Annotated in this window: 23 protein-coding genes; 11 read left to right on the forward strand and 12 right to left on the reverse strand. The window is 39.4% G+C overall.

Annotation, left to right across the window (positions count from 1 at the left end; genetic code table 11):
* The first annotated feature begins 253 nt into the window (after nt 1–253).
* The 3 genes from SLP02_RS11400 to SLP02_RS11410 are packed head-to-tail and all read left to right on the forward strand — an operon-like array spanning nt 254 to nt 3,036.
* Entirely contained in the window at nt 254–949 is a 696-nt protein-coding gene (locus SLP02_RS11400; protein ID WP_319420774.1) for a hypothetical protein, read from the forward strand.
* 15 nt (nt 950–964) lie between these two features.
* A complete protein-coding gene (locus tag SLP02_RS11405) occupies nt 965–1,858 on the forward strand; it encodes an LmeA family phospholipid-binding protein (RefSeq protein WP_319420775.1) in 894 nt (297 codons plus the stop codon).
* Between the two features lie 23 nt (nt 1,859–1,881).
* Complete coding sequence (locus tag SLP02_RS11410; protein ID WP_319420776.1) at nt 1,882–3,036, forward strand: Ca2+-dependent phosphoinositide-specific phospholipase C; 1,155 nt, start codon at nt 1,882–1,884, stop codon at nt 3,034–3,036.
* Nucleotides 3,037–3,230: 194 nt separating this feature from the next.
* Here the strand turns inward: SLP02_RS11410 and SLP02_RS11415 are convergent, their stop codons facing one another.
* Nucleotides 3,231–4,334, reverse strand: coding sequence for a Stf0 family sulfotransferase (locus SLP02_RS11415; RefSeq protein ID WP_319420777.1), 1,104 nt, complete (start codon nt 4,332–4,334; stop codon nt 3,231–3,233).
* Nucleotides 4,335–4,634: 300 nt separating this feature from the next.
* On the opposite strand from SLP02_RS11415, the gene SLP02_RS11420 reads away from it, so the two are divergent.
* On the forward strand, nt 4,635–5,753 hold the full coding sequence (locus SLP02_RS11420) for a branched-chain amino acid ABC transporter permease (RefSeq protein WP_319423676.1): 1,119 nt from the start codon (nt 4,635–4,637) through the stop codon (nt 5,751–5,753).
* 91 nt (nt 5,754–5,844) lie between these two features.
* Here the strand turns inward: SLP02_RS11420 and SLP02_RS11425 are convergent, their stop codons facing one another.
* Together SLP02_RS11425 and lepA are read right to left on the reverse strand one after the other, a co-directional pair.
* Entirely contained in the window at nt 5,845–6,144 is a 300-nt protein-coding gene (locus SLP02_RS11425) for a hypothetical protein (protein ID WP_319420778.1), read from the reverse strand.
* Between the two features lie 175 nt (nt 6,145–6,319).
* Nucleotides 6,320–8,131: a translation elongation factor 4 gene (gene lepA / locus SLP02_RS11430; RefSeq protein WP_319420779.1), complete on the reverse strand. Its 1,812-nt coding sequence runs from the start codon at nt 8,129–8,131 to the stop codon at nt 6,320–6,322.
* Between the two features lie 216 nt (nt 8,132–8,347).
* Between lepA and SLP02_RS11435 the strand changes: the two genes are divergently transcribed.
* Both SLP02_RS11435 and SLP02_RS11440 read left to right on the forward strand, forming a co-directional pair.
* Nucleotides 8,348–8,623, forward strand: coding sequence for a hypothetical protein (locus SLP02_RS11435; protein ID WP_319420780.1), 276 nt, complete (start codon nt 8,348–8,350; stop codon nt 8,621–8,623).
* 217 nt (nt 8,624–8,840) lie between these two features.
* Complete coding sequence (locus tag SLP02_RS11440; RefSeq protein ID WP_319420781.1) at nt 8,841–10,508, forward strand: sensor histidine kinase; 1,668 nt, start codon at nt 8,841–8,843, stop codon at nt 10,506–10,508.
* 47 nt (nt 10,509–10,555) lie between these two features.
* Here SLP02_RS11440 and SLP02_RS11445 read toward each other — a convergent pair whose 3' ends face one another.
* Complete coding sequence (locus SLP02_RS11445) at nt 10,556–12,061, reverse strand: serine/threonine-protein kinase (protein ID WP_319420782.1); 1,506 nt, start codon at nt 12,059–12,061, stop codon at nt 10,556–10,558.
* Between the two features lie 150 nt (nt 12,062–12,211).
* Complete coding sequence (locus tag SLP02_RS11450) at nt 12,212–13,186, reverse strand: LysR family transcriptional regulator (protein WP_319420783.1); 975 nt, start codon at nt 13,184–13,186, stop codon at nt 12,212–12,214.
* A gap of 191 nt (nt 13,187–13,377) precedes the next feature.
* Here SLP02_RS11450 and SLP02_RS11455 point away from each other — a divergent pair, with 191 nt between their 5' ends.
* Nucleotides 13,378–14,094, forward strand: coding sequence for an NnrU family protein (locus SLP02_RS11455; protein ID WP_319420784.1), 717 nt, complete (start codon nt 13,378–13,380; stop codon nt 14,092–14,094).
* A gap of 47 nt (nt 14,095–14,141) precedes the next feature.
* On the opposite strand, the gene SLP02_RS11460 is transcribed toward SLP02_RS11455, so the two are convergent.
* Together SLP02_RS11460 and SLP02_RS11465 are read right to left on the reverse strand one after the other, a co-directional pair.
* A complete protein-coding gene (locus SLP02_RS11460; RefSeq protein ID WP_319420785.1) occupies nt 14,142–15,482 on the reverse strand; it encodes a TRAP transporter large permease in 1,341 nt (446 codons plus the stop codon).
* Between the two features lie 9 nt (nt 15,483–15,491).
* Nucleotides 15,492–16,088 carry a TRAP transporter small permease subunit gene (locus SLP02_RS11465; protein WP_413467368.1) on the reverse strand — a complete coding sequence of 199 codons (597 nt, stop codon included), beginning with the start codon at nt 16,086–16,088 and terminating at the stop codon, nt 15,492–15,494.
* A 191-nt stretch (nt 16,089–16,279) separates the two neighbouring features.
* On the opposite strand from SLP02_RS11465, the gene SLP02_RS11470 reads away from it, so the two are divergent.
* Together SLP02_RS11470 and SLP02_RS11475 are read left to right on the forward strand one after the other, a co-directional pair.
* Nucleotides 16,280–17,413 (forward strand): TRAP transporter substrate-binding protein, encoded by a 1,134-nt coding sequence (locus SLP02_RS11470; protein WP_319420787.1) that lies wholly within the window; start codon nt 16,280–16,282, stop codon nt 17,411–17,413.
* A 149-nt stretch (nt 17,414–17,562) separates the two neighbouring features.
* Nucleotides 17,563–17,901: a thioredoxin family protein gene (locus SLP02_RS11475; RefSeq protein ID WP_319420788.1), complete on the forward strand. Its 339-nt coding sequence runs from the start codon at nt 17,563–17,565 to the stop codon at nt 17,899–17,901.
* A gap of 133 nt (nt 17,902–18,034) precedes the next feature.
* Here SLP02_RS11475 and SLP02_RS11480 read toward each other — a convergent pair whose 3' ends face one another.
* Nucleotides 18,035–18,451 (reverse strand): hypothetical protein, encoded by a 417-nt coding sequence (locus SLP02_RS11480; protein WP_319420789.1) that lies wholly within the window; start codon nt 18,449–18,451, stop codon nt 18,035–18,037.
* 271 nt (nt 18,452–18,722) lie between these two features.
* A complete protein-coding gene (locus SLP02_RS11485) occupies nt 18,723–21,074 on the reverse strand; it encodes a PAS domain-containing hybrid sensor histidine kinase/response regulator (RefSeq protein WP_319420790.1) in 2,352 nt (783 codons plus the stop codon).
* Between the two features lie 270 nt (nt 21,075–21,344).
* On the opposite strand from SLP02_RS11485, the gene SLP02_RS11490 reads away from it, so the two are divergent.
* Nucleotides 21,345–21,728, forward strand: a complete 384-nt coding sequence (locus SLP02_RS11490) for a response regulator (RefSeq protein ID WP_319420791.1) — start codon at nt 21,345–21,347, stop codon at nt 21,726–21,728.
* 223 nt (nt 21,729–21,951) lie between these two features.
* On the opposite strand, the gene SLP02_RS11495 is transcribed toward SLP02_RS11490, so the two are convergent.
* From SLP02_RS11495 to SLP02_RS11505, 3 genes are read right to left on the reverse strand one after another with little or no spacing between them, the layout of a single operon-like run.
* Nucleotides 21,952–22,752 (reverse strand): alpha/beta fold hydrolase, encoded by an 801-nt coding sequence (locus tag SLP02_RS11495; RefSeq protein ID WP_319420792.1) that lies wholly within the window; start codon nt 22,750–22,752, stop codon nt 21,952–21,954.
* 23 nt (nt 22,753–22,775) lie between these two features.
* Nucleotides 22,776–25,520, reverse strand: a complete 2,745-nt coding sequence (locus SLP02_RS11500; RefSeq protein WP_319420793.1) for a UPF0182 family membrane protein — start codon at nt 25,518–25,520, stop codon at nt 22,776–22,778.
* A gap of 46 nt (nt 25,521–25,566) precedes the next feature.
* Complete coding sequence (locus SLP02_RS11505; protein WP_319420794.1) at nt 25,567–25,800, reverse strand: SDR family oxidoreductase; 234 nt, start codon at nt 25,798–25,800, stop codon at nt 25,567–25,569.
* Nucleotides 25,801–25,854: 54 nt separating this feature from the next.
* On the opposite strand from SLP02_RS11505, the gene SLP02_RS11510 reads away from it, so the two are divergent.
* Entirely contained in the window at nt 25,855–26,049 is a 195-nt protein-coding gene (locus SLP02_RS11510) for a 2-phospho-L-lactate transferase CofD family protein (protein WP_319420795.1), read from the forward strand.
* Nucleotides 26,050–26,303: the final 254 nt, after the last annotated feature.

Here is a 26,303-nt window from a genome sequence, read left to right on the forward strand (position 1 = left end):
ATTATTGTTTGTCCTGATTGCACCTATCTATCTATAGAGCTTCAATTTGACGACAGATTATATACTGAATGCTAGTAGCTCGGATCGAAAATGTCTACTCTGGTTGCTAATTATACCGCTGAGAGAACTAAATGAAGATGTTTAAGCAATTGCGTAGCTAACAGAAGGCATTGCTAATAACTTTTTTTCAATCTTGCTTAGGAAAATTAGTCTATAGTTAATCTCAGATATTTTTAAAACGGCATCAGCCTATATGAGATTATTTCCGTTAGTTTTAATTGGTAACTGTTTATTTCCAAGTTTATTAGTTTCTCCTGTTACCGCTCAAGAGAGAAATTCTGAAGAAGACAGCAAGATCGATATTCCTTTAAAAGATATTGAGCAAAGTCCCGTACTGCAAGAATGGTTAGATAAAGTACCAAATGTATTAGAAGAAATAAAACAAGATCCTGCTTTTGTGACTCGTTTGCGACTAGGTTTTGCAGTCTTTCCCTCTACCGATGATGCGGGTGGACTTAATGTGGGAATTGAAGATATTTTTATTGAGCGCACTGGTTTAACTATTAGTGCCGATTATCAGACGGCATTTAATGGCGATCGCAATGCTGTTGGTGCGGACTTACACTACTTTCTCTTACCCCTTGGTGGCTATATTAATTTTGCGCCGATGGTTGGCTATCGCTACGTACAAAGCAACGACTTTTCTACCGACGGAGTTCATCTAGGAGTTAGATTAATGTTAACCTTTTCGCGGACGGGAGGCGGTGATATTTCTGTATCCCAAAGCTTTATAAGTCCAGGGGGCAGTGAGGAAGTAGGAATTACCTCTTTTTCTGCTGGTTATGCTCTGACTTCTCATTTACGTTTGTCAGGGGAGATCGAAAGGCAAAATTCAGTTGAGGATGAAGATAGTCGCGCTGGGCTGAATTTAGAGTGGTTATTCTACTAGAAATCGAGCAGATAAATGGAATTATTAGTAAGTATCATGTCGGCAATACTGGCGATCGCAACTTCGGTTAATGCGGTGGGAGATGAGGTTTTGAAAAATAAGCTTGAATCCCAGATAAAGTCAGTAGATACTATTGCAGTGCGGATCGATAATGCTCCCAATCATGACATTTTAGGGGGAAAAGTAAAGCGTGTTAGAGTTGCCACCCGCAATTTGCAAATTAGTCAAGCGATCGCTTTCAAAGTTCTAGAATTAGACGTAGACGGGATTGACATCAAGCTCAAGGAATGGTTACAGCAAGATATACTAACAGAAATTGATGGTGTTCCTACCCTGAGACTGCGAGAACTATTTGAACAACCAGTTAACATCGCATCGAGGGCGGTTTTGACTCAGGAACAACTCGATAATATGCTGCAATCTCCGTTTATCAATAGAACTATTAGACGGCGATTACAGCAAACTCTCAATCGAATAGCCGAAAAGAACTATAGACAAGAAGATTTTGAAATTTCTAGTTTTGCCTTAGATTTAATTGACGAAAATCGCATTGCTTTAAGAATGAAACTTTCTGGTTTCGACCCTGAAGATGGTAGCAAGGATGCAGAATTAAATGTAGATTTTGAGTTTGCCTTAGAAGTTATTGATGGCATTAGTTTTAGATTAACCGAGCAGCAGGTATTTATTGACGGAGAAGAAGTTGAACCCGAACAGGGGGTGCTTGTTGTCGCACCCGTTACTCTTAAAGCCTTAGAAGAGGTAGGAATTAAAGTTAGAGTGCTTGAGTGGGAATCTAACCAAGATGAACTTGAGTTAGCTCTGTTTATTAGCGCAAATAGATTTGCAGCTACCGCACTACTAGATGCACGTGACCTAATTAAAGCTGCTGAACTGTTTCTCGATGAGTAAATTAAGCTTCTAGATAATAAATTATGAAAAAATGTATCTGGGGCGGTGCTGTAGTCAGCGTAATAACTCTAATTAGTCTGTTTTCTAAAACTATTAAGGCTGAAGTTAAATTTCAACCTCAAGACCTGAAACTCAACCAAGTGCAATCTCTTGGTACTCATAACTCTTATCATATAAGACCTGCGCCTAGTTTATCTAAGGCTTTATCAGATGCTAACTGGTTAGCAAGAGTATTATTAGGAACTTTTGAATATACTCATTCATCGTTATCCGAACAATTCGATATGGGTGTTCGGCAAATAGAGCTAGATATGATGTTAGATCCTGAAGGGGGTTTATATGCCAAACCTCTTGGAGATTCCTTGGTCGAGAAGAGTGGTCTACCTGCTGACCCCGACTTCGATCCCGATGGAGAGATGAAGCAGCCAGGATTAAAAATAATTCATATGCAGGATTTTGACTACCGAAGTACCTGTTTGACCTTTACCAAATGCTTGCAAGAAATGAAAACCTGGTCGGATAAACACCCTCAGCATTTACCGATTGTGGTGTTAATTGAAGCCTCGAATAAAACTTATCCCAGGATGGTAATACCAGACAAAATGACCTTAGATCTTACCAAGCCAGTTAAGTTTGACGCTCAAAATATTAGCCAGATCGATAAAGAAATAAATGCTGTCTTCGATCGCCAAGAATTGATCGTTCCTGACGATTTGCGCGGTAATTATTCAACTCTTAGACAAGCTATTAAAAATGAAGGCTGGCCCACCCTAGCGTCAGCTAGAGGAAAAATGATTTTCTTGATGGACAATCGCAGCGAACTCTATTTAGAAAGATATCCAGAAATGAAAGGAGCAACTCTATTTACCACCGCCAGAGAACCAGGAGAAAATGAGGCGGTATTCATCAATACTAACCAACCGAGGATAGATATCCCCAGCATGGTTAGGGATGGATACATAGTTCGTACTCGTGCCGATGCAGACACTTTAGAAGCAAGAGTTGACAGTACCGAAAAACGTGAAGCAGCAATTAGAAGTGGCGCACAATACGTTAGTACTGATTTCCCCGACCCTAGCGAATACTTCTCAAAATTTAAGCGATTGTTTCCTGGAGATGCTTTAGTTCGTTGTAATCCCTGGAACACCGATAAAAGCTGTCATATTGAGGATAAGTAATTCAGATAGCCTACAGTTAATTTCAGGGATTTTTTGATCCCTCATAAGTTTTTTTGTAACCTTCTAACATTCTTCTGTCACTCTCCGAAATCAAGAACTAACAAATGAGGTTGCCAAATAAAATAAAAGAAGAATCTAATTAGGGTATAAAGCGATCGCTAATATTGAAACAACACCAGCTTTTTTGATTAACATTAACATACAGTATTTTTTCTTTGTTGAAATAGATTTATGATTTCTTGAGAAATATCAGAAGGCATTTTTTTGATTCTAGAGTTAACGTTAATTATGTAATGAGGAGGCTTTTCTATTTCTAGAAATTCTAGAACCTGATTTGTTTGTGAGAGAGCATCTTCGATAATATCTTCGTAGCTCAATATTAAAGGTTCTATTTTGTTATCTGCTAATATTTTTTTTAAACGAGCCTCTTGATGATTAATGAAATCAATTTTTTGTTCGATATTGTTAAGTAGAGCATCATTAATAGTAATATCTTTTAATTTTGATTGATATTTGATATTATTAGAAACGTCGCGAATATGCCAAATCTCGGTTTGTTGAGCTAAAACCAATGATACTGCTTGTGCCAGTTTATTTCTTCTAGTCAAAAAAATAAATTTATTTAAAGAATTAAATATCTGCTTAAAATCAAATTTAGTTTGTTTAAAATCAAATAAAAAATGCGATATTAATTTAGTACCAAAAACTCCATTATCTGTAGTACGGTATTGTAATAAGTTATCAAGCAATCTTAAATAATCAAAATCACAGTATCGCGCTAGCTGTTGAGCAGCAAGCCTCAAATGTTCTGCTGGATAGCCAGCAATTCCTGTAGATTCTAGTAGCTCACAAAAATAGGTTGAACCAGAGCGAGGGGTTGTTACAATTGCGTAAGTTACTTTAGGCTTAATAATCTGTTCAGATGAAGGTTGTAATAGCTGTCTTTTGCAAATGAGGTTGATAAAGACATCTGCAAAAAGTCGTAATGGAGTTACCTTTATTTTGAGTTCAATAGCTTTTTGCTTTACTCGCTCAAACAAAGCAGCTTCATCTTTAAAAGATGCCACAATAATTGCTTGATATTTATCTACTTCAGTTTTTTGAGCAAATATGTCATCTAAGTTCCCAATAGATAGATCATAGTAATAGTTGTTATCAACCTGCTGATGTTTTTGAAAAAACTCTTGAAGATATTGTAAGATCTCAGTCTCGCCTACAAAAAACAATCGATTTTGAGATGATAATTGTTTTAAAAACTGTGTTTCTTCTATAGCTTGAAATGTTTGAGCTAATTTCATATCAATTTCATTATGGTAACCAACCAACGTTCAGGTTAAATCTGACCAACACTCTTAAGTTAGCCTAAACCTCTTGCACGAACCAAAAATCAACCCTTTGAGACAAGCATTTAACCATGATTTGTGCAAGAAGCTTTTTGTGTCTCATCAAGTTAACTTATTTTGAGTTGATTTGCTAGCAGCATCAAATTTTCAAGATAATCAACAATGGTACAGGTCAGACGTTCCCTGCTTGCATCGGAGCGCCTTGCGCGGTTACAATCTGCTGCAAGAATGCAGTTAGCAGCGTTTAAAACTTCTATGGTTGGTTATCTAGTTTTTTTAACAATCTACGTAGGGTTGTATGCCTTATTCGCCTTAGGCTTAAATTTGCAGTGGGGATACGCAGGGCTAATTAATTTTGGTCACGTAGCCTTTATGACTGTGGGAGCTTATGCAACAGTTTTACTCAGTTCTCAAGGTGTACCGTTAATTATAGCCGTCATTATCGGCATGGCGATCGCCGCCTTATTAGGATTATTAATTGGGATGTCTACCCTCAGACTGCGGGAAGATTATCTGGCAATTGTGACGATTGGCGTTTCCGAGATGCTGCGCTTAATTGCCCTCAATGAAGAGTGGCTGACTAAAGGTTCTTTTGGTGTCCGCGGTTTTCCTTTGCCTGTAGATCGCTTTGACCCTAATCTATTTCAGAAATATATTTTAATTGGTATTTTGACCTGCTTAGGAGTTTTTGCTGCTTGGCAACTATGGAGTGGTTTGCGATCGCAATGGCGCGAAGGAAAGGAAATTCAAGGCAAAAGCTATCAGCCAACTAAATTAATTGGCTTAATTGCCTGGGGTATAATCGGTATCGGTTTGATTTTGACCGTGTATATCAATGGTTGCGCTGCGCTATTAGACTATAACTACAAAGCAGGTTTAATGTTGCTGGTTTTAATTGCTGTGGCGGTGGTTTATTGGGGTTTAGAACTATTGGTTAAATCCCCTTGGGGTCGAGTGCTAAAAGCGATTAGAGAAGATGAAGAAATAGCAACAGCTTTGGGTAAAAACGTTTTTTGGTATAAGTTACAGGCGTTTATGCTTGGTGGTGCGATCGCTGGATTGGCAGGAGCATTTTATGCTTGGCAGCTTACAACTATCTACCCTAGTAATTTTGAAACTTTAGTGACCTTTAATGTCTGGACGATGGTAGTTTTAGGTGGTGCAGGTAAAAATCCTGGGGCAATTTTAGGAGCGATTATCTTCTGGGCTTATGATGCTCTGACTAGGTTTTACTTACCTAAACTGGGCTGGTTTAATAGCTCAGAAGAAGGGGCATTTCGCGTCATGGTAATTGGCTTAATTCTCATGATCCTAATGATTTGGCGACCTCAGGGGATTTTAGGCAAGAAAGAAGAGTTGACCTTGGGAAGATAAATTTCTAAGGAGCAGTTGATTGCTTTGTTGCCTTGCGATCCTTAGAAATTGTTTTTTCAACCAATCGTAGCAGCACTAGGATTGTTATTTATTACTTACTATTAGACGCGAGATTACGAACTAAATTTCTACAGCCAGCACAGTCACAACCGTATAGTTGAATTGCCTTATCTCCTTCGCGATCGAGTTTGGCTGCGGTTTCAGGATCATAGTTATCACAGCTACAGTCTGCAAAAGGATAGTCAGTTTTTCTTTCGGGAATATTGGCAACCTCGCTATCTGTTTCAGGGGCAGAAAAAACATACTCTTTAGCACTGGCAGAGTTAGCCGAAAGCAAAGTTAAAGCTACAGAGCCAGAACAACCAAGAGCAGTAAGTAATCTCTTATTCATTTTAGTTTCTCCTAATTAATCAAAAACCAATTATATCTGGTAAAAAATCAATTTTCAGCAATGATGTCGGGTTAGATTTAACTTTAACCCGACACTCAAAAATATTGTGTTTGAAGTAAAATTATGTCCGTGAATAAAAAGCGATCGCGCTTCTTAATTACTCTCTGACTACAGATTACTCCTTGCCTAATTTCAAAACTGCCATAAAAGCTTCTTGAGGTACATCTACCGTACCAATAGCTTTCATGCGCTTTTTACCCTTAGCTTGTTTTTGCAGCAGTTTTTTCTTACGAGAAATATCCCCGCCATAACATTTAGCTAAAACATCTTTACGCAAAGCAGGAATATGTTCACTGGCAATTACCTTTGCGCCAATAGATGCTTGAATAGGCACTTTGAACTGATGACGAGGAATTAACTCTTTAAGTTTTTCGGTTAATGCTCGACCAACATAGTAAGCTTTATCTCGATGAACAATAGTAGACAAAGCGTCTACAGGATCTTTATTTACCAAAATATCCAGCTTAACCAAATGATCGGCGCGATAGCCCAACATTTGATATTCCATGCTGGCATAACCCTTTGTTCTTGACTTCATTTGATCGAAAAAGTCTGTTACCACCTCAGCCAAAGGTAGTTCATAGACTACACAAGTGCGATTTTGGGCAAAATATTTCATATCCTTGAATATCCCCCGTCTAGTTTGACATAAATCCATCAAAGTACCAACATAGTTTTCAGGAGTAATAATTTCTACCTTGATATAAGGTTCTTCAATTTTTTCTCGCTGTTGAGGATCTGGTAAAAGGCTGGGGTTGTCTATCTCTATTACTTCTCCTTCTATCGTCGTAACGCGATAAATGACCGATGGAGCAGTGGTAATTAGTTCTAAGTCATATTCTCGCTCTAGTCTTTCCTGGACAATTTCCATGTGCAGTAAGCCCAAAAAACCGCAGCGAAAACCAAAACCCATAGCACTAGAAGTTTCTGGTTCATAGGAAAGAGCAGCATCATTGAGCTTAAGCTTCTCTAAAGCTTCTCTCAAATCTGGATACTGATCGGAGTCTGTGGGAAACAAGCCACAGAAAACCATTGGTTTGGCTTCGGTGTAGCCAGGCAAAGGTTTGGCTGCCATCTCTTCAACTAGCGTAATAGTATCACCAACACGGGCATCTCCTACCGCTTTAATAGCAGCAGCAAAATAACCTACTTCCCCTGCATGAAGCTCGTCTACTTCTACCTGAGTAGGAGAAAGAACACCAAGTTCATCAATTACATATTCTTTTTCTGATGCCATAAGACGAACTAAGTCACCTTTTTTGACTTTGCCGTCCATGACGCGGAAATAAACTATTACCCCACGATAAGCATCATAGTAGCTATCAAAAATTAAAGCGCGCAGAGGTTGGTCTATTGTATCTTGTGGTGGTGGGACTTTTTGAACGATTGATTCTAAAATGGCATCGACTCCTAAACCTATTTTGGCAGAAGCTTGGATGATATCGGTGCAGTCTAAACCCACTACCTCTTCAATTTCTTCGGCAACTCTTTCTGGTTCTGCACCTGGCAAGTCAATTTTGTTGAGTACAGGAATAATTTCTAGGTCGTTTTCTAAGGCTAAATAGACGTTGGCTAAAGTTTGTGCTTCGACTCCTTGAGAAGCGTCTACAACTAATAATGCCCCTTCACAAGCTGCTAGAGAACGAGATACCTCATAGGTAAAATCTACGTGACCAGGAGTATCAATCAGATTTAAAACATATTTTTGCCCATCTTTAGCAGTGTAATTCATCCTGGCTGCCTGTAGCTTGATGGTTATTCCTCGCTCTCGTTCTAAATCCATGTTGTCGAGAAATTGTTCTTTCATCTGTCTTTTTGCCACAGTACCAGTATCCTGCAACATTCGATCTGCAAGGGTAGACTTTCCGTGATCGATATGAGCAATAATTGAAAAGTTACGAATACGAGAGACGGGAACGTCAGTCATAAAAATTTATTAGATTAATAATCTTTAAAAGTTAGTATTGTTATTGATAGATGCGCGTTTTTGCCTACTAAAACAGCAGCAGAATCACAACTCTATTGTAATGTTCATTTTTACCTATTTTCTAATCGGATTACGGATTTACCTAAAGTTTAGTCTGTTTTGTGCTGAAGTTTTGATTCAACAGGTAAAATGACAATAAACCAATGTATAAAATTCATGAATGATGATTTGCCCACATCAGAGCAATCTGGTATTTCCCCACGAGAGGCTAATTCTGCTCGCGAGACAATAACTTCAGACAGGATCCGAGTATCTATCGATCTAGATCCAGAAGTTTTAGAGCAGATTAAGCATCTTACCAATAATCCGAATAGAGTAATTGAAACAGCTATTAAGCAATGGCTTAATGGAGAAAGAGATGGTGAAACGGACTTAACTCGTACTTTTCAGCGCAATCCCCCTGTCCCACCTCAAGGGGAATGGAATGATTGAAGAGATGAAAGATGAGAAATAAAATTGTACCAACTATAAATAGTTAGAGCAAGCGAAGAGACGCTTATAGCTTGCTCAAGCCGATCACTACCTCAGATATCTATAGGTTATAGTTTCAGGATGAAGCCCAATTTTTCCGTTGAAGCTTTATTCAAGTTGAAATTTCTTGCCCATGTTCCCAAGATTTGACCCAGAATTCTCGAACAGTAAGTTTACTATGTCAGCCAATGAGATAAAATGGCAGCAGTTGGGAGCAGAATTGGTTTTTACTCAAGATGTTGCTGGTAATTATCTTTCTTTTTGGTGGGCAAAAGCGGAAAAACATGGATTAAGTAATCAGCTTCTACAAGATTTTAGCAATCATCCTAGTTTAGAAAATCAAATTTTCAGTCCTGTCGATCCCCAAGCTTACCTGGAGAAAATTCAACGAGTAATTAAACGTCGTCTACCAGAACAATGCTGTTGTCTGTTTCAGTGTGCAGAAAGCTCATATTCTTTTGAACTGGTGATTAGTCCCATACTTCCTGCCGTGGGGAAATCAAAAGCCGTTTTGGTGATGGGACATTTGCTCTTAGAAGCAGAAATGTTTTCTTTTGCCCCTGATGAAATCCCAGCAGCTATTTATAGCTATCAAAAACTGTTAAATCAGGTTGTTACCCAAATCCGTCGCAGTTTAAATTTAGAAACTATTTATCAACAAACAGTTAATAACATAGGCTCAACTTTTGCTGCTAGTCGCTGCCTAATCTTGACTAATCAAAATGATATTACTCAATTATCTGTGGCTGCTGAATATTATCAGGCAGAATATAAATCCATTACAGAATATCAAATTGATTGGCATAAGGAAATTTATCTCCAGCAGGCATTAGAGTCTAACTATCCCCTGACCGTAGATTTTAGGCAACAAGATGTGTTGCAGCGCAAATCTTGTTTAGTAATGTCTAGTAATCCTAATGATGAGGATCGAGTTTTAATCTGTCTGCAACAATGCGATCGCTATCGTCATTGGACAACCGCAGAAATGGAAATGTTAAAAGAGATTACTGAACAGGTAGAAGCAGCAGTATCTTTGGCTAAACTTTACCGTGAAGTAGAGCAGGCAAGCATCCAAGCTGAAGAAGCCAACCGTCTTAAAAGCGATTTTTTGGCTAATACTTCCCATGAGTTACGTACCCCCCTCAACGGCATTATAGGTTTTCTCAAATTGCTATTAGAGGGAATGGCGGATAATCCTGAAGAGCAACGGGAGTTTATTGAAGAAGCCTATAGGTCTTCGATTCATCTGCTCAATTTAATTAATGACATTCTTGATATTGCCAAAATTGAAGCGGGCAAAATGGATCTAGAATTGTCTGAAATTGAATTAAAAGAACTTTTGCAGAATGTAGAAAATTTAATTCATACTCAAGCAGAGCAAAAAAATCTTTATTTGCAAATAAAATCTCCTGCTACCCTTACCCCTGTAGTTCTTTGTGGTAACTACCAGCGGTTGCTTCAGGTCATGCTAAATCTAGTAGGTAATGCGATTAAATTTACTAGAGAAGGTGGTGTTGTGATCAGTGCTGAAGTAAATAATAAAAAAGTTGTCTTGCATGGTCAAGAATTTCCGGGTATGGCCAAAATTAGCGTTGCTGATACAGGTATAGGAGTTTCTCTAGAAAAGCAAAATAAGCTGTTTGAAAACTTCTATCAGGTAGATGGTTCTCGTACTAAATCCTATGGTGGAACTGGCTTAGGTTTGGCTATTTCTCAAAAACTAGTAGAAGCAATGGGGGGCAATATTTCTTTTTACAGTATGGGAGAAGGCTTAGGATCTACGGTAACTTTTGCGGTACCTCTTAGTCATCTACCCGTAATCAAAACTGCTCAATCTGAAGGATAATTTGGCGTTGGTTATTTTATGTATAACGTACAATAGATGCGGAAGTGTTATAGAAAATGAGATAGTAATTGATGGATTAGTCTGAAAAATGCTGTTATAGCGATCGCCCCAGCAGCAGACATGGCAGCAATAATAAGTACCGATTGAATGCCCAACGCGCCTTGAAAACCTGAAAAGAAATAAATTAAGGCGACTGTAATGCTGGCGAAAATCAGCAGGTCAATTTTTTCAATAATGCGACGGTTAAGGGCAAAAACCAAGCCTCCCATAATCATGCCAAAAATACCCAAACTAACGCCTGAAATCGATAAAGCACTAGTCAAACCTATATAAAATAAAGCTCCTTCAAAGCCTGTAAAAGCTGCACTACCCAAAACCTCTACCAGAGAAAAGCTGCGTTTAGTTCTTTGGATTGGTGGAGAAGAGGGAACAGCAGGTGTTGGAGAGATCGATTTAGCAGTAGAAATAGGGGTACTAGAAGGGCTGGGAGAGATAGAGATCGTCGATATAATTGGCGAGTTGGGCGGAACATTTTTGCTTGAATTTTTTGCAGATAACGTAGGGGCGTTTCCCCTACGCGAATTAGAAGCTGGGGAAGGTGGATTAACCGCTAGGGCAGCCAAAGCTGCTGATGCTGATTGAAAACGTTGAGCGGGAGTTGGCAATAGCATTTTGTTGAGAGTATCAGCTAAGCGATCGCTAATTTTAGGAGCATAACTTTGCCAATGCCAACTGCGGTTAAATGAATCATAAAGTTCTTCTGCGGGCTTTCCTGTCAAAAGAGTAATACAGGTAACTGCCAACGCATAGATATCCGTAGAGGGATATACTTGCGAGCCAGATGTTTGTTCTGGAGGAGCAAAACCCTCTGAATAAATGCCTGTAGATTTTTGCGGCTTACCTCCTCCCGCTGCTATTTGTTTGACGGCACCAAAATCAAGAAGATATAGTCTTCCTTCCTGGTTACGCATAATATTAGAAGGCTTGATATCTCGATGGATAGTGTTGTGATCGTGAATGAACTGTAAGACCTTCAAGATTTCTGCCAATACTACCGTAACTTCTGCCTCGCTAAATTTTCCTTTTCTCTTTAGTTCAGTTTCTAGATCATCCCCATCAATAAATTCTTGAGCTAGATAAAAATACTGTTCTGACCCAGTGCCGCGAGAATTATTGACTATAGGTGTAAAAAAAGCATATAAATCGGGGATTTGGCTATGTTTTCGCCCCAACTCCTCTAAAACTACTGCTTCTCTCTCAAATAACTTTTGAGCGATCGCCAATTTGTGAGCATCAAGATTCCTCGAAGGTTGAAATAGCTTGACCACACACTGAGGCATTTTTGGCTTATAGCGATCGCGTGCTAGAAATGCTGCTCCAAAACCGCCTTGACCAAGTAGTTTAGAGGGAATATAGCGATCGGCTAAAAGTAAAGGCATACCGCAGGTAGAACAATACCTTTGCTGCACGGTTCTAATTTTGGCTTCGTTGTCTAGATCTCCAAATAAATTAAGTGGGTTAGGACAACCAGGACGAGTACATATAATTTCCATACAATCTCGGCAGCAGTTATGAACTTATTGTACTTTTGTCATTTCTAAATCGCTAAAATGTTTAAAGAGAGTTAAACACAATCGCGTAGCGGTTGCCAAGCAAGTCGTAAGACTCAGCCATGCCGTAGGCTTATCGCCTGAATCATCAATTTATTTTAGACTAACAGTGTGCTGATATAAAGTATCTAAAGTTTTAAATTCTTCCCTAGTAGCAAACATCGGTAATATTTCTTTACTAAATGCTTCTGCTGCCTTAGAACAATAACGATTAGGATTAACAATTACTGCTAAAGTACGTCCGATATCCACCTCTTTGATTTTGGCTTGGTGTAAAATTCCCATTTCTAGCTCTTTCTCGATCGCCGTAGTTGAAACAAAAGCTGAACCTAAGCCCGACTGGACGGCATTTTTTATGGCTTCGATAGAATTTAACTCCATCTCGATTTTGAGTCGTTTGGGGTCAATTCCATAGCGGGTAAGTACCTGATCGATCACCTTGCGAATCGTAGATTGAGAATCTAGACTAATAAAGTTAAGCTTATACAGGTCTTCTTTGTAAATCGCTGCTTCTTGAGCCAAAATGTGAGAGGGAGGCAAAATCAAAGCAAATTCGTCATCTGCATAAGGAATAACGTTTAATACTTCTCTTAATTCTGTGGGGACTTCCCCACCAATAATTGCCAAGTCTACCTGACCATTAGCTACCGCCCAGGAAGTGCGACGGGTAGAATGTACCTGAAGCTGTACCGAAACATCAGAATATTTTTGGCGGAATAAGCCAATCATGCGCGGGATTAAATATGTACCTGTAGTCTGAGATGCGCCGACAATTAAAGTACCACCCTGAAGGTTTTGTAAATCTTCAATTGCTCGACAGGTTTCTTGACACAAAGATATTACTCGTTCTCCGTAGCTAAGTAACAAATGTCCTGCCTCGGTCAACTGCGCTCTGCGTCCACCACGATCAAATAAAGGTACATTTAACTGTTTCTCTAAGTTTTGTACTTGAAGACTGACAGCAGGTTGAGAAACATAAAGACTGTCAGCAGCCCGTTTAAAGCTTCCCTCAGTAGAGATTGCCTTGAGTATACGGAGTTGATCTAGGGTAAAAGGAATATCTGACATAAAATTCCAGTAACGGTTTTATTAAAATTTTTTGACAATGAGTGTCTTATTTAAACGTATTATTAATAGTGCTGAACCTTTAATAATTTTCGTGTTCTTATATCTGCACAGTAGCATGAGTGGGGTATTTAATTAGCTTTTAATTATTGCTACTATCGCTATTGATAAATAATACCTATATAATTATCTCTATGTCTAATATTAGCTGGCTGACAAAAAGTCACTTGATTATGGTAGCTTTGCTATTGGGTTTTGCGATCGCCCATAGTGGTTTGGCTGCTTTACGTCCTTGGGCTGAGAGTAAGATTGGTGCTAGGCTCTATCGAGTATTTTTTGCTTTGGTAAGTATTCCTTTTGCCACCATTTTAATTATTTATTTCTTTAATCATCGCTATGACGGGCTGCAATTATGGCACGTGCAGGGAATACCAGGAGTTCGGTCTACGGTGTGGATACTGTCTTTTATTTCTTTTTTGTTCCTTTATCCTGCTACTTTTAACCTCCTCGAAATTGCTGCCGTCCAAAAGCCTCAAGTGTATCTATTTGAAACAGGAATCATTCGCATCACTCGCCATCCGCAGATGGTAGGACAGGTAATTTGGTGTGTGGCACATACACTATGGCTAGGAACAACTTTTACTATCGTCACATCCATCGGCTTAATTGCTCACCATCTATTTGCTGTCTGGCATGGCGATCGCCGTTTGGCAAAGAAATATGGGGAAGCTTTTGAGGTGGTAAAAGCCAGAACTTCGGTGATTCCTTTTTTGGCGGTAATTGATGGTCGTCAAACCCTGAAGTGGCAAGAATATCTTCGCCCTGCTTATATAGGAGTTACGGCTTTTGTACTGCTGGTTTGGTGGGGGCATCCCTGGTTAATGCAGATAATTTCTAGGGCTTATTGGTAAGAATACAAATTTGTTTGGTGGCTGATTTTACCCACTCATTAATCTGTTTAGATTGAACTAGTAGCCGAAAAATCTACCAACCAAAGCACTGTCTGCGGAAAAATAATTACAATGAGTAACACAATAAATTGTAAAACCATAAAAGGAATTGCGCTGCGGTGAATGTCTAAGGTGTTAACCTCTTCGGGGGCGACACTTTGTAAATAGAACAGCGAAAATCCTACAGGAGGAGAAATAAAAGCAGTTTGTAGATTAACTGCCATCACCACACCAAACCAAACTAGATCAATTCCTAAAGCTTGTGCTGCTGGAACAAATAAAGGGATTGCAATAAAACAAATTTCAATAAATTCTAGAAATACGCCTAAAATAAAAATTCCTATATTGCTAACAATTAAAAATCCTAAATAGCCTCCAGGCAAATTAGTTAAAATTCCTGTAATCCAAATTTTGCCCCCAAGAGCATCAAATACCAAACTAAATAAAGAAGAACAGATTAAAATCATCATTACCAAAGCCGTAATTACAGCCGTAGAATGAGCCGAATCACGAATTAATTTAGCTGTAAAACGCTTATTTAAAGCTGCCAATAAACAAGCTCCTACTGCTCCTACTGCTCCTGCTTCGGTGGGAGTAGCCAAACCAAAAAAAATACTGCCTAAAACAGCAAAAATCAATAATAGTGGGGGAATGACAGCTTTAATTACTTTTTTTCCCAAATCTTTGCCTTGAAGATTTGAATCAAGTGGTAAAGCGGGGACTTTTTGCGGTTGAAAAATTGCCAAGACCAAAATATACACCATATAAGAGCCAGACAGCATTAAACCAGGAATTAACGCCCCTAAAAACAAATCTCCGACCGAAACCCCAATTTGATCGCTGAGAATGACTAATACCAAACTTGGAGGAATTAACTGGGCCAAGGTTCCAGAAGCGATAATTACTCCCGCAGCCACTTGTTTATCATAACCATAGCGCAGCATTACGGGTAGAGAGAGCATTCCCATGACAATTACCGTAGCAGCGACAACTCCTGTAGCTGCCGCCAAAATAGTTCCTACCAAAATTACTGCCAAAGCAAGTCCACCTCTTAATTTGCCTAAAATCAGTCCAATAGTTTCTAGTAATTCTTCTGCTAAACCAGATTTTTCTAATACTGCACCGAGAAAGACGAAATAAGGAATTGCCAGCAGGGTAAAATTAGACATGATGCCGAACCAGACATTTGGTAATAACAAAAGTCGGTAGATGTCAAAAGCACCAACACCAATGCCAATTAAGCCAAAAACAATAGCAGTACCAGCAAAGGAAAAGGCAACGGGATAGCCACTGATTAAAATTAAGAAAAAGCCGACAAACATCAAAATCGCCAACCATTCAAAGCCCATTGTTTTCTCCTATTCAATATTAATATGTTCGGAAGTTTCTAAGCCAATCTGTGCCAATACTTGCTCATAACCAGACAAAATAGCCAGATATTTAATTGCTTGAGAAATACTTTGCAACAACAATAAGCCTAAACCTAGGATGAGCATCGTTTTAATTGGCGCGCGGGGCAAGCCATTAGCATCGGCGGAAATTTCCCAAGTTCCCCAACTGCCATCGGGTAAACGTCCCCAAGATTGCAGCACTGGATTGAATGTTACCCAAATACCGATCGCGCAAAAAGGAATTAGAAACAATACTGTACCTAAAAAATCGATAACCGCTCGCTGTTTTTGATTGAAATTCGTATAGAGAAAATCAACTCGCACATTATCGCCGTGCTTGAGGATATAAGCAAAGCCAACTAAAAACAAAATTGAAAATAAATACCACTGTAATTCGATTAAAGCATTAGACGATAATTTGATACCCACAATTTTCCCTAAATAACGAGCCATGACGTTATAAAAACCAATACTGACAGTTAACACCACTAACCAATCAATCACAAATCCTAGTTTTTCGGTAAATCGGTCAATAATTCCAGATATTTTTAACAGCGATCGCATCTGCTTTAAACTGATTTTCATTAAAAACAAGATTTATTAAATAACTTATTCTACCGAACAATCCACAACTCTCCGTTTTTAATCTTGATCGGCTCATATTGACACAAATCTATTCATACTGAAAAGATTTAAGACCCTATAATGTCATGATGTTATAAATATGTTGTCTTCTTAAAGAGCGGGAATTTTTTATGCAGCGTCGATCTCTAGTCAAATTTCTCTCTCGTGGAACAATGGCTACAACTGGATTTGCTTTAGTTGTTGGCTGTCAAGCTCAAAATAACCAATCTGCTGGAACTAAAATTGATACTGCTAACTTACCAACCGTTCAATGGCAAATGGCAACTAGTTGGCCTCCTTCTCTCGATACCATCTTTGGTGGGGCGCAAATATTATCCGAGCGGGTAGCTGCACTAACTGGCGGGAAGTTTACCATCACACCTCGCGCTGCGGGAGAAATTGCTCCACCTTTAGAAGTTTTAGACGTAGTTTCTCAAGGGGCTGTGCAATGCGGACATACCGCAGCTTACTACTACATTGGCAAAAGTCCTGTTTTAGCTTTTGGTACAACAGTTCCCTTTGGTTTTACCGCTCAACAGCAAAATGCCTGGTTATATCAAGGGGGTGGATTAAAACAATTACAGGCAATTTATGCCCAAAAATTTAATTTAATTCAATTTCCAGCTGGTAATGCAGGTACGCAAATGGGAGGCTGGTTTCGTCAAGAAATTTCTTCCCTCAAAGATCTAAAAGGACTAAAGATGCGAATTCCTGGTTTGGGAGGCCAGATAATGTCTAAATTAGGCGTAACCGTGCAAAATTTGGGCGGTGGCGAAATTTTTCAGGCACTTCAGACAGGTGCGATCGATGCTACTGAATGGGTAGGTCCCTATGATGATGAAAAACTAGGTTTGAATAAAATTGCTAAGTTCTACTATTATCCTGGTTGGTGGGAACCAGGTGCAACCCTGGAAGTTCAAATCAATTTGAATGAGTGGAATAAATTACCTCCTCCATACCAAGAGGCGATTAAAGCTGCCGCTTATGAAGCTAATGCTATCATGCTAGCCCGTTATGAGGCTCGTAATAATGAAGCTTTGCAACGTCTTGTGAGTAGCGGTACTCAACTTCGTCCTTATGCTCAAGAGATTCTTCAAACCGCAGAAAAAGCTGCTTTTGCTCTATACGATGATTTTGCAGCTAAAGATGCTGACTTTAAAGCTGTATATGAACCATGGAAACAGTTTCGCGATCGCATTTATGCTTGGGACAAACTCAATGAAGGTAGTTTTACCAATTTTGTCTACGCTCAAACCCAGTCATAAAATACTCTTAGCTATTATTTATCAATGAATTCAGATTGGTAAGTAAGTAATTGCCAAAATTGTTCATAATTGCCTTTTTAGACGATCCCAATTAGATGTAGCATAGCTCCAAGTAGATCGAGTCAAGTTTTAAAACCCGTTATAAACTTATGCCATCCGTAGTTAATGAAACCAATTTTCAACAGGAGGTTTTAGAGGCTTCACATCCTGTTTTGGTACATTTTTGGACTCCTTGGTGCGGTTTGTGTAAACTAATTAAGCCAATGCTAGAAAGAATTCAGGGAGACAGTGATCGAGTAGTTAAATTAGTTGCTATTAATGCTGACGAAAATTTCAAATTAGCCAATTTCTATCGCCTGAAAAGCTTGCCGACTATCATGCTATTTGACAATGGCGAATTAGTAGAGAAGTTAGATGGCTTTAATAGTCGCGATCGCCTTCGCATTGCTTTAGAAAGATTGATGAACAACACTTTATCTCTTTCTTAGATCGCCATACTATATTACAGTGAACAGTCCTATCCAACAGATATCGAAATGATTGCTTGAATGGTAACTAGCAACTAGCTCCCTCGCGCATTCCCTTGCGCCTGTCGGCGACGCGGGGTCGCTCGTCTAACCGTTAATTAAACAACTCAAACACCTGACGGCAGAATAGCTTAAGCTGTTGTTCAGCATCTTCTGCTGGCTGGCATTGACCAACACATTCCCAACTATCCACCGTGGAAAATTTCCAGGCTTCACCAAGATAACTAAAGCCACTGGTTTCGATGCCAATAAACTTTTCTTTCTCTTCAGTGGGATCTTTGTAAAAGCGAATCTGGACTAAAATGCTGTTGCTTTGATAACGTCTACTCCAGCCAGGAAAATGAAACCCGATATCAATAGAGTCAGGATCGACAAGCTCAAGAGTGTCAGGATCATTTGTCCAAGGTTTGAGATCGGCTTTGGCATCAGGAAACTGTGTCTTAAACAAAGTAACTACAGAGGCAATTTTTGTCGTAATGTTCAAACCTTTAGCTCTTTCCGATGCGTTCATGCTTAACCTTTTCTGATTGATCTTTATTTAATATTTAAACATTGTTTATCTATTAAGATCAGACCTTTCGAGATTTTGTAGATGTCGCCAAATTATAGAGTTTACTAATTAAGCTTTTAACTCTCATATTTTATTCATCATTAAGTACAGGCGATCGCCAAAGATAGTAGATATCACTCTGGCAAAGTATGCTTGAAATGTATTGCCTAAGTTAGAAATGTATCAAAAGCTAACAATCGCTGATTTCTGTAAAATAGTAAATCAAGACTATTTAATTACTTAACTGCATTAGCAAAATTATTGTAGTAATTAATTCGGGAATATTAATTGGCTTAGAAAGATGCTTTTGGAAACCAGCATCCATAGAGCGTTGTCGATCGCCGTCTCCCGCATAAGCCGTAAGTGCGATCGCTGGTAGATTTTTCCCTTGAGGTAAAGCGCGTAATTGAGTTATCAGAGTGTAGCCATCAGTTGTAGGCATTCCGATATCGCTAATAATCAGATCGGGAGTCGATTCACTAAAAGCTTCTAAGGTTGATTCTGCCGAACTTGCCGATCTTACTTCTGCACCTTCTTGTTCTAAAACTAAGGTTAATATATCGAGGGAGTCTGCATCATCATCTACCACCATAATTTTGATACCGTTAAAATGATTTGCTTGAACCGCGCGATCGATAGTTTCGTTATCTATTTCCGTTTGCTCTACTGATGGTGCATTAATTAATGGTAATCTGACGCTAAAGGTTGCTCCTCGACCCAAACCAGGACTTGATACGGCTACTGTACCGCCATGTAGTTCGCTTAGTTGGCGCACAATTGCCAAACCCAAACCCAATCCACCAAATTCACGGGTACTGCTACTTTCTGCTTGACGAAAACGCTCGAAGACATGAGTTATAAACTCAGGTTCAATTCCCTTACCCGTATCTGTAACCTGAATTAATGCGTATTGGTTATCACTCTCTAAGGTAACAGTTACCCGTCCGCCCTCTGAAGTAAACTTAATCGCATTAGAAACAAGATTCCAGACTATCTGTTGCAGACGGTTTGCATCTCCTAAAACCTGTCCGATATTGGGTTCAAATCTAGTCTCAACCTGAATTGATTTAGCCTCTGCTGCTAATTGAACCGTTGTTAATGCCGATCTGATTACTAATTCTAAATTAAGAGGGTTTTTATTAAGGTCAAGCTTACCTCGTAGAATACGCGAAACATCCAATAAATCATTAATTAGTTGCGACTGTAACTTAGCATTCTTTTCAATTATTGCTATTCCCTGTGCCGTTTTATCTGCATCAAGTTTGCCACTTAAAAGCAGTTGTGACCAGCCTAAGATGGGATTGAGAGGGGTACGCAGTTCATGAGAGACAATTGCCAAAAACTCATCTTTAAGTCGATTGGCATTAATTAAATCTTCGGTTTGCTTGACGAGTTTTTCTTCTAATTGTTTGATTTTAGTAATGCTAGTATTCGTACCATACCATTTAACAATTTCTCCCTGTTCGTTATGTAATGGTATAGCTCTAACTATAAACCAGCGATATATGCCGTCTGCACCGCGCAAGCGAGCCTTTACACTGTATTTTTTGGCTGAACTTACCGATTCAGCCCATGTTTGCTTAACTATAGATATATCTTCAGGATGTACGACGCTTAACCAACCGCTGTCAAGCGTGCCTTCTAAAGCAATTCCCGTATATTCTAGCCAGCGTTGATTGAAATAGTCTACTTCGCCATTGGGTAATACCGTCCAAATATGCTGGGGAATGACTTCGGTAATCAGCTTGAGTTCATCTTTACTCTGCTGTAGTGCTTTTTCTGTTTGTTTGCGATCGCTAATATCTCTAGCAATACCCAATATTTGCTGTAGCGAATTATCTGCTGTACGGCTATGTACCCGATCTTGACTGCAAAACCAACGCCACTCGCCGTTTTGATGGCGCATTCGATATTCAAGCTTTAACACCTCTCCCTCTTTTGAACGATGAAGTCTAGCTATATGGGCGGGAAATTTAGCTAAATCTTCAGGGTGCATTACCTGAGTTACAAAGTCTGCACCCATCTCCAATATCTGTTTAGGAGAATAGCCAAGAGATTCATAAGCTTGGGAATTGATATATACATTCTCCTGTTTGATGACATCAAAGACGTATACGACCTCTGGAAGAGAATCTGTTGGTAGCCTACTAGTTACAGTCTGTGACGATCTTGCTTTTGGTAGAGTTCTGGGGGGAATTTTCGCACTAATATCTTGAGTAACATCCGTCAAAGTTACCTCTACTCCATAAGGCTCGGTATTGTTAGCTTTAAATAGAGGCAGGGTATCGATTGATAACCAAATTAAGTCTCCGCTAGGCTGATAAAAGCCCATAATTACATCAGAATAAGCTTGACCCGTCCTTAACGAAGCGATCGCAGGATAGGTTTCAGGAAAAAAAACAGAACCGTCTTGATGAATTGTCTGCCATGATATCTCTAAGAAGTCCGCCCCAATCAATTGCTCGACACCGTAGCCTAGAATTTTACTGGCTTCAGCATTACAAGTTTGAATAGTACCATCGGCAAGCTGAAACATTATTCCGACTGCTGCGCTGGAATTAGAAGTAATGTTTAAATTCTTCACTTTTCGATACCCTGGCAACTTAATTGAGTATTTCTACTAAATTATACAGCGAACGGCAAAAATTTATTAGACATAGCATATACTTATTCATTATCTCATTAGTCTATAGCTATTGTCTGTCCGTTATAGGACATTAGATAAATTCAGTCTCAAATCATCTTTATATATAGATTTTCTAGTTTTTTATAGAGTGATAAATGTGTCTTAAGGACTATCATTAATAAATAATATATATAACAATAAATTTATAGTATTTATACAGCTAATTAAATGTGTTTTTATAAAGGTCGAGACATACTTGTAGTTGACGATTACGAAGACAATTTACTTTTAATCCAGTTTATCTTTGAGGCATTAGGATGTAAAGTAAGGACTGCCTGCAATGGCAAACATGGACTCATAAAAATCGAGCAAGCCTGCCCCGATTTGATTATTTTAGATTTGATGATGCCAGATATATCGGGGATTGAATTTATGAAATGTCTGAAAGATAGTGGCTGGTCGGATATTCCTGTTTTACTCTTGACTGCAAACGTTAGTGTCGATCGCCAAGCTGCCAAAGATGCCAATAGTATTTGCTATAAACCTATTGATATCAATGATTTAACTAAAGAAGCTGGAACATTATTGGCTTATCAGAATTTGCCCAGATAAATCTTATTAGTCGTTTTTACCCTGCTGTAACAGAGTTTCCGCTTCTTCTGGGGTAAATATATTAGCTATGCTGCTTCTTTTTGGCACAACAGATTCTTATTTTCGTAAACTGGGGGCAGGAATTAAACTAGCTTGAGCAATTCCCTGACTTGAATTTAGAGGATCGCTTTAGATAATAGCGATCGCCATTAGGGTGAGAAAAGCTGTAGATAGCAATTTATAGTTATGCTGATTCATAGTTAACTGTAAATTGAGATTTTATTGATTGAAAAAAATCAAAAGCTATATCTGCCAAAGTTTTTGGCTGCATCATGCACCACTCATGGTAGGCATCAGGAATAATTTGCAATTTGGCATTGGGAATTGCTTCTGCTAGGGCGTAGCCAATTTTTATGGGCGTAAAATAATCTCGATCGCTCCATAAAATTAAGCAAGGAAGTCTTAATTGGTTCAACCAGGGTCTAAGATCTTCATTAAAAGCAATTTGCGCCCCTTCGATACAATGTTGACTGTGGAAGATTGCATTATGTCCCAAAGCTTGCATGACTATTGAAAAGTTTATCCAGCCTGAGAGATCTAATTGTTGCGGTAGTTCGGCGAATCTTCCTTTAATAGTCTCAAATAAAGAAATCATCGGTATACCCGTACTGTTAATCGCGATTAAACTACTAACTCGATCGGGAATAGCAGCAGCCAACGCCAGTGCCACTCCGCCTCCAAAGGAATGTCCCATAAGCTGAAATTTATTAAGGTTCAAGCAATCGATTAGTTGTAGAAGGCAGTTAGCATAAGTTTGATAGCTCGATAAAGAGCGATCGCAAGTAGAACGCCCAAATCCAGGTAAATCTGGAGCAATGACCCAGTATTTTTCAGCCAAAGCCTCTAAACAATCTTGGTACGGTTCAGTAGATATACCCCAACCATGGATGAATAAGATCGTTTCACCAGCCGTTTGCCCCCCTTCTTGATAAGAGATAGCAAAGTTATTAAACTGTATTTGTTTTCTCGTCCAGCGATCGCTCATTATATTTATTGCTAAGTAACTTCTTATTCTTGTAGCTGCTGAATTATCTGTTTAAGCTGCTGTTGATAGCGACCATATTCTGCCCAATTGCCCTCACGCTGTGCTGTTTCTGCCTTTCCAAGAGCCTCTGCTGCCTGTTGAACCAGATTTGAATCGGCATTTATGGGGGTTGATGGTTGAGATGGTTGAGCTATTTGGGGAATATCTTCATTGCCAAATAGTGCGGTTAAAGCCTCTTCTAAATTAGGACGCATGACTACTTCCTTATCGTAAGCAACAATAACTCTTCTCAACTCTGGTAGTTCCCCTTGTTCGGCGCGTAAATAAACAGGTTCAACATAGAGTAAAGAATCATCGATGGGAATTACTAATAGATCGCCGCGAATTACCCGCGAACCTTTTTGACTCCAAAGGGTTAACTGCTGGGATATATCGGGGTTTTGATCGATTCTCGCCTCGATCTGAAAAGGTCCATAAATTAGTTTCTGTTTAGGAAACTCATACAGCAGCATACTGCCATAGTTTTCACCATCAGAACGGGCAGCCATCCAGGCAATCATGTTGTCTTTGCTGACGGGAGTGAAGGGCAAAATTAGCGCAAACTCTTCTTTTGATTCCCCTGGCAAATTCATGATTTGATAGTAAGGCTCGACCGCCTGTTGATTTCCTTCGTAGTTTTCGGTGGCAAAACGCCAGAGATCCTCGCGGTTATAGAATACCTGGGGATCGTTCATGTGATATGCCAGATACATCTTCGCCTGCATTTTAAATAGATCCAAAGGATAGCGAAAATGCTCTCTTACCTGGGGAGGAATACTTGCTTGACTTTGAAAAAGTTTGGGAAATATTTTACGGTAGGTAGCCAAGACGGGTTCGTTTTCATCAACAGCCAAAAACTGCATGGTGCCGTCTTTAGCATCCACTAAAACTTTAACGGAATTACGAATGTAGTTGATTCCTGGCTCAACTGGTTCGGCATAGGGAAAGCGATCGCTCTTGGTATAGGCATCGATTATCCACTGCAACCTACCGTCAATTAGCGCAATATAAGGATCGCTATCTAACTGTAAGAAAGGGGCGACATGGCTTACACGCTCTTTTATTTGGCGATAGTAGTGAATGCGGGAATCATTGGTGAAATAGTTAGAAATTAGAATCTTTAAGCTACCCAAATCGTAGGCATAAGCTAGCTTACGAATAAAACCAGCCATCGGGACACCACCTACACCATCGTATTGAGTAAAGGCATTTGCATTTCCTTGGGGAAAGTCAAACTCTGGAGTAGTAGTGCCTGTAAAGATATAGTCATCCGTTAATTCACCATAATAGATGGCAGGGGCTTTAACCTGTAGATCTACTTCGGATACGGGAGGAATATTTTGAATAAATAATTTTGGTAAACCATCCTCTGTCACTTTATTGACGGGACTCATTACCAGTCCGTAACCGTGAGTATATTTAAGCCGTTGGTTGACCCAGGTTTTTGCTCGTTGGGGAACTCGTTCGTAGTCTAATTCTCTGGGAGATAACATTACCTGACGGTAGTTACCATCTAGAGTATAGCGATCGATATCAACATCGTTGAACGAGTAGTAGGGGCGAATTTCTTGCAGTTGACGATAGGTACTGAGAAGCGGGCGATAGTCCCAGAGGCGAATATTTTGGATTGTTCCCTGTTGCTGCTGTAACACTTCGTTAGTCAGGTTATTGGCGACGGGATAGTTTTGAGTATCAATCGCTTCTAAGCTGTATGCCTCTCGCGTAAACGCCAAGCTATTTTTGATATAGGGCAATTCCTTATCTAGTTCGTTTGGTTCAACACTAAACTTTTGCTGCAACTCTGGATAAATCCCGTTGACTAAAAAGAGAATCAATATATATGCAACAACGCCATAAAGAGGCAGCTTTGGACGACGTAACCATACGGCTAAAATTAAAAATCCCCCCAGAACTAACGCACCAATTCCCATTACCCAATAGGAAAACAGTCTAGCGTGGGTATCGGTATAGCCAGCCCCCCAAACTACACCATCGGCAGAATAGAGCAAGTCGTAACGCTTGAGCCAGAAGTCGATCGCAGTGACCATGGCGATCGCAGCTAACAGTAAAATAATATGAGCTTTCTGTCTATTTTGAAAATTACTTTGCCACTGACGTTCAAACTTTAGTTTTTGTCCTGTGAGCTTTTTACCTCCAAGGTTTGGCAGGGTAAAGCTGATGCCGATTACGCCTTTAGATAAATAAACGGCGATCGCAATTAACAGCCCCGATACTAATAAGGTAAACAACCATGTCTGCAAACCTTGATAGAAAGGCAGTTTAAACAGATAAAATCCGACATCTTTGCTATAGATCGGATCGGCGCGGTTATAGTCAGTGGCGTTAACAAACTTAAGGCTGGTTGACCAAAATTTGGCACTGGCACTAGCAGCACTTATTGCCACTATAAAAGCAACAACTAAAGCCGATAAGTTAGCGATAGTCTTGGTATATGGCTCGAATTCTGTACCTGCTAAAAAGCTAAAAGAGCTACCGCGAGTAAACCGATTAGCTAACCAATAATTGAACCAGATAAATAAACCATAAATAGCGAAGGTAGCAACCCAAAGCGCAATTTGCCAGGTAATTCTCGTCCAGAATACATCGGCAAAACCCACGGCATCAAACCACCATGATTCGGTTAATAAATGAACCAGGGTAGAGGTGAGAGTTAAACCGACTACTGCGATTAAAACAATAGTTGCGATCGCCTTTTGTCGAAGTTGCATATTAGATTTACATAATTGTCTGTATTTGTTTATTATCTAACCCTTTTTAGGAATGATCCAAACGCAGTTTTCCTTGAGGTAATTCTCGCAACTCTTCAGGGGTTTGCTTACCGACACCGCCTTTAGCTACAGTTACGCCACCATCAGCTAGCCATAATGCTCCTGTAACATAGCTTACCTCATCCCAGGTGATAAAAGCGCAGACTGCCATTTCTTCTGGTGTACCTCTTCTTGCCATGGGCGTAGCATTAATTAACATTTCTTCCATTTCGGCAGTCATTGAACCCGTTTACTTGTGTGTCCAAGCTGTACCGATATCATCCCTAACTTATTAGTGTCAGAGATAAGAGATGCGATCGCCCTAGCAAAAGTTCCTCGTATTTATGTCTGCAATATTATGACCCAGCCTGGGGAGACTGATGGATATAGTGTCTCAGAACATATTAAAGCGATCGACAAAGCCTGTGATCAAAAACTATTTGGTGAAGTAATTGTGTTAATAGTCAACCTCTCTACTCAGCAGCCTTAGCTAAATATGCTCAAGAAGGTTCTTATCCAGTAATTGTTGATCGAGAAGAAATTGCTTTGTTAGGTCGTCAGGTAATATTTGCCGATGTTTTAGATGAAGATAAACAAACTAACTGTATTCGTCACAGTTCTCCAAAGTTAGCGCAAACAATTCAGAAAATACTTCCAAACAAAAAACGCTAAATAATCAAAATCTTATCTTATAAACGGGCAAGATATAAACCAACTTTTGGTTAGATAAAAGTTTGCTAATCT

The organism is Pleurocapsa sp. FMAR1, assembly GCF_963665995.1.
GTDB lineage: Bacteria > Cyanobacteriota > Cyanobacteriia > Cyanobacteriales > Xenococcaceae > Waterburya.

Coding starts and splice junctions, on each gene's coding strand:
- SLP02_RS11400 (WP_319420774.1), top strand. CDS start 254: ATGAGATTATTTCCGTTAGTTTTAATTGGTAACTGTTTATTTCCAAGT.
- SLP02_RS11405 (WP_319420775.1), top strand. CDS start 965: ATGGAATTATTAGTAAGTATCATGTCGGCAATACTGGCGATCGCAACT.
- SLP02_RS11410 (WP_319420776.1), top strand. CDS start 1,882: ATGAAAAAATGTATCTGGGGCGGTGCTGTAGTCAGCGTAATAACTCTA.
- SLP02_RS11415 (WP_319420777.1), bottom strand. CDS start 4,334: ATGAAATTAGCTCAAACATTTCAAGCTATAGAAGAAACACAGTTTTTA.
- SLP02_RS11420 (WP_319423676.1), top strand. CDS start 4,635: ATGGTTGGTTATCTAGTTTTTTTAACAATCTACGTAGGGTTGTATGCC.
- SLP02_RS11425 (WP_319420778.1), bottom strand. CDS start 6,144: ATGAATAAGAGATTACTTACTGCTCTTGGTTGTTCTGGCTCTGTAGCT.
- lepA (WP_319420779.1), bottom strand. CDS start 8,131: ATGACTGACGTTCCCGTCTCTCGTATTCGTAACTTTTCAATTATTGCT.
- SLP02_RS11435 (WP_319420780.1), top strand. CDS start 8,348: ATGAATGATGATTTGCCCACATCAGAGCAATCTGGTATTTCCCCACGA.
- SLP02_RS11440 (WP_319420781.1), top strand. CDS start 8,841: ATGTCAGCCAATGAGATAAAATGGCAGCAGTTGGGAGCAGAATTGGTT.
- SLP02_RS11445 (WP_319420782.1), bottom strand. CDS start 12,061: ATGGAAATTATATGTACTCGTCCTGGTTGTCCTAACCCACTTAATTTA.
- SLP02_RS11450 (WP_319420783.1), bottom strand. CDS start 13,186: ATGTCAGATATTCCTTTTACCCTAGATCAACTCCGTATACTCAAGGCA.
- SLP02_RS11455 (WP_319420784.1), top strand. CDS start 13,378: ATGTCTAATATTAGCTGGCTGACAAAAAGTCACTTGATTATGGTAGCT.
- SLP02_RS11460 (WP_319420785.1), bottom strand. CDS start 15,482: ATGGGCTTTGAATGGTTGGCGATTTTGATGTTTGTCGGCTTTTTCTTA.
- SLP02_RS11465 (WP_413467368.1), bottom strand. CDS start 16,088: ATGCGATCGCTGTTAAAAATATCTGGAATTATTGACCGATTTACCGAA.
- SLP02_RS11470 (WP_319420787.1), top strand. CDS start 16,280: ATGCAGCGTCGATCTCTAGTCAAATTTCTCTCTCGTGGAACAATGGCT.
- SLP02_RS11475 (WP_319420788.1), top strand. CDS start 17,563: ATGCCATCCGTAGTTAATGAAACCAATTTTCAACAGGAGGTTTTAGAG.
- SLP02_RS11480 (WP_319420789.1), bottom strand. CDS start 18,451: ATGAACGCATCGGAAAGAGCTAAAGGTTTGAACATTACGACAAAAATT.
- SLP02_RS11490 (WP_319420791.1), top strand. CDS start 21,345: ATGTGTTTTTATAAAGGTCGAGACATACTTGTAGTTGACGATTACGAA.
- SLP02_RS11495 (WP_319420792.1), bottom strand. CDS start 22,752: ATGAGCGATCGCTGGACGAGAAAACAAATACAGTTTAATAACTTTGCT.
- SLP02_RS11500 (WP_319420793.1), bottom strand. CDS start 25,520: ATGCAACTTCGACAAAAGGCGATCGCAACTATTGTTTTAATCGCAGTA.
- SLP02_RS11505 (WP_319420794.1), bottom strand. CDS start 25,800: ATGACTGCCGAAATGGAAGAAATGTTAATTAATGCTACGCCCATGGCA.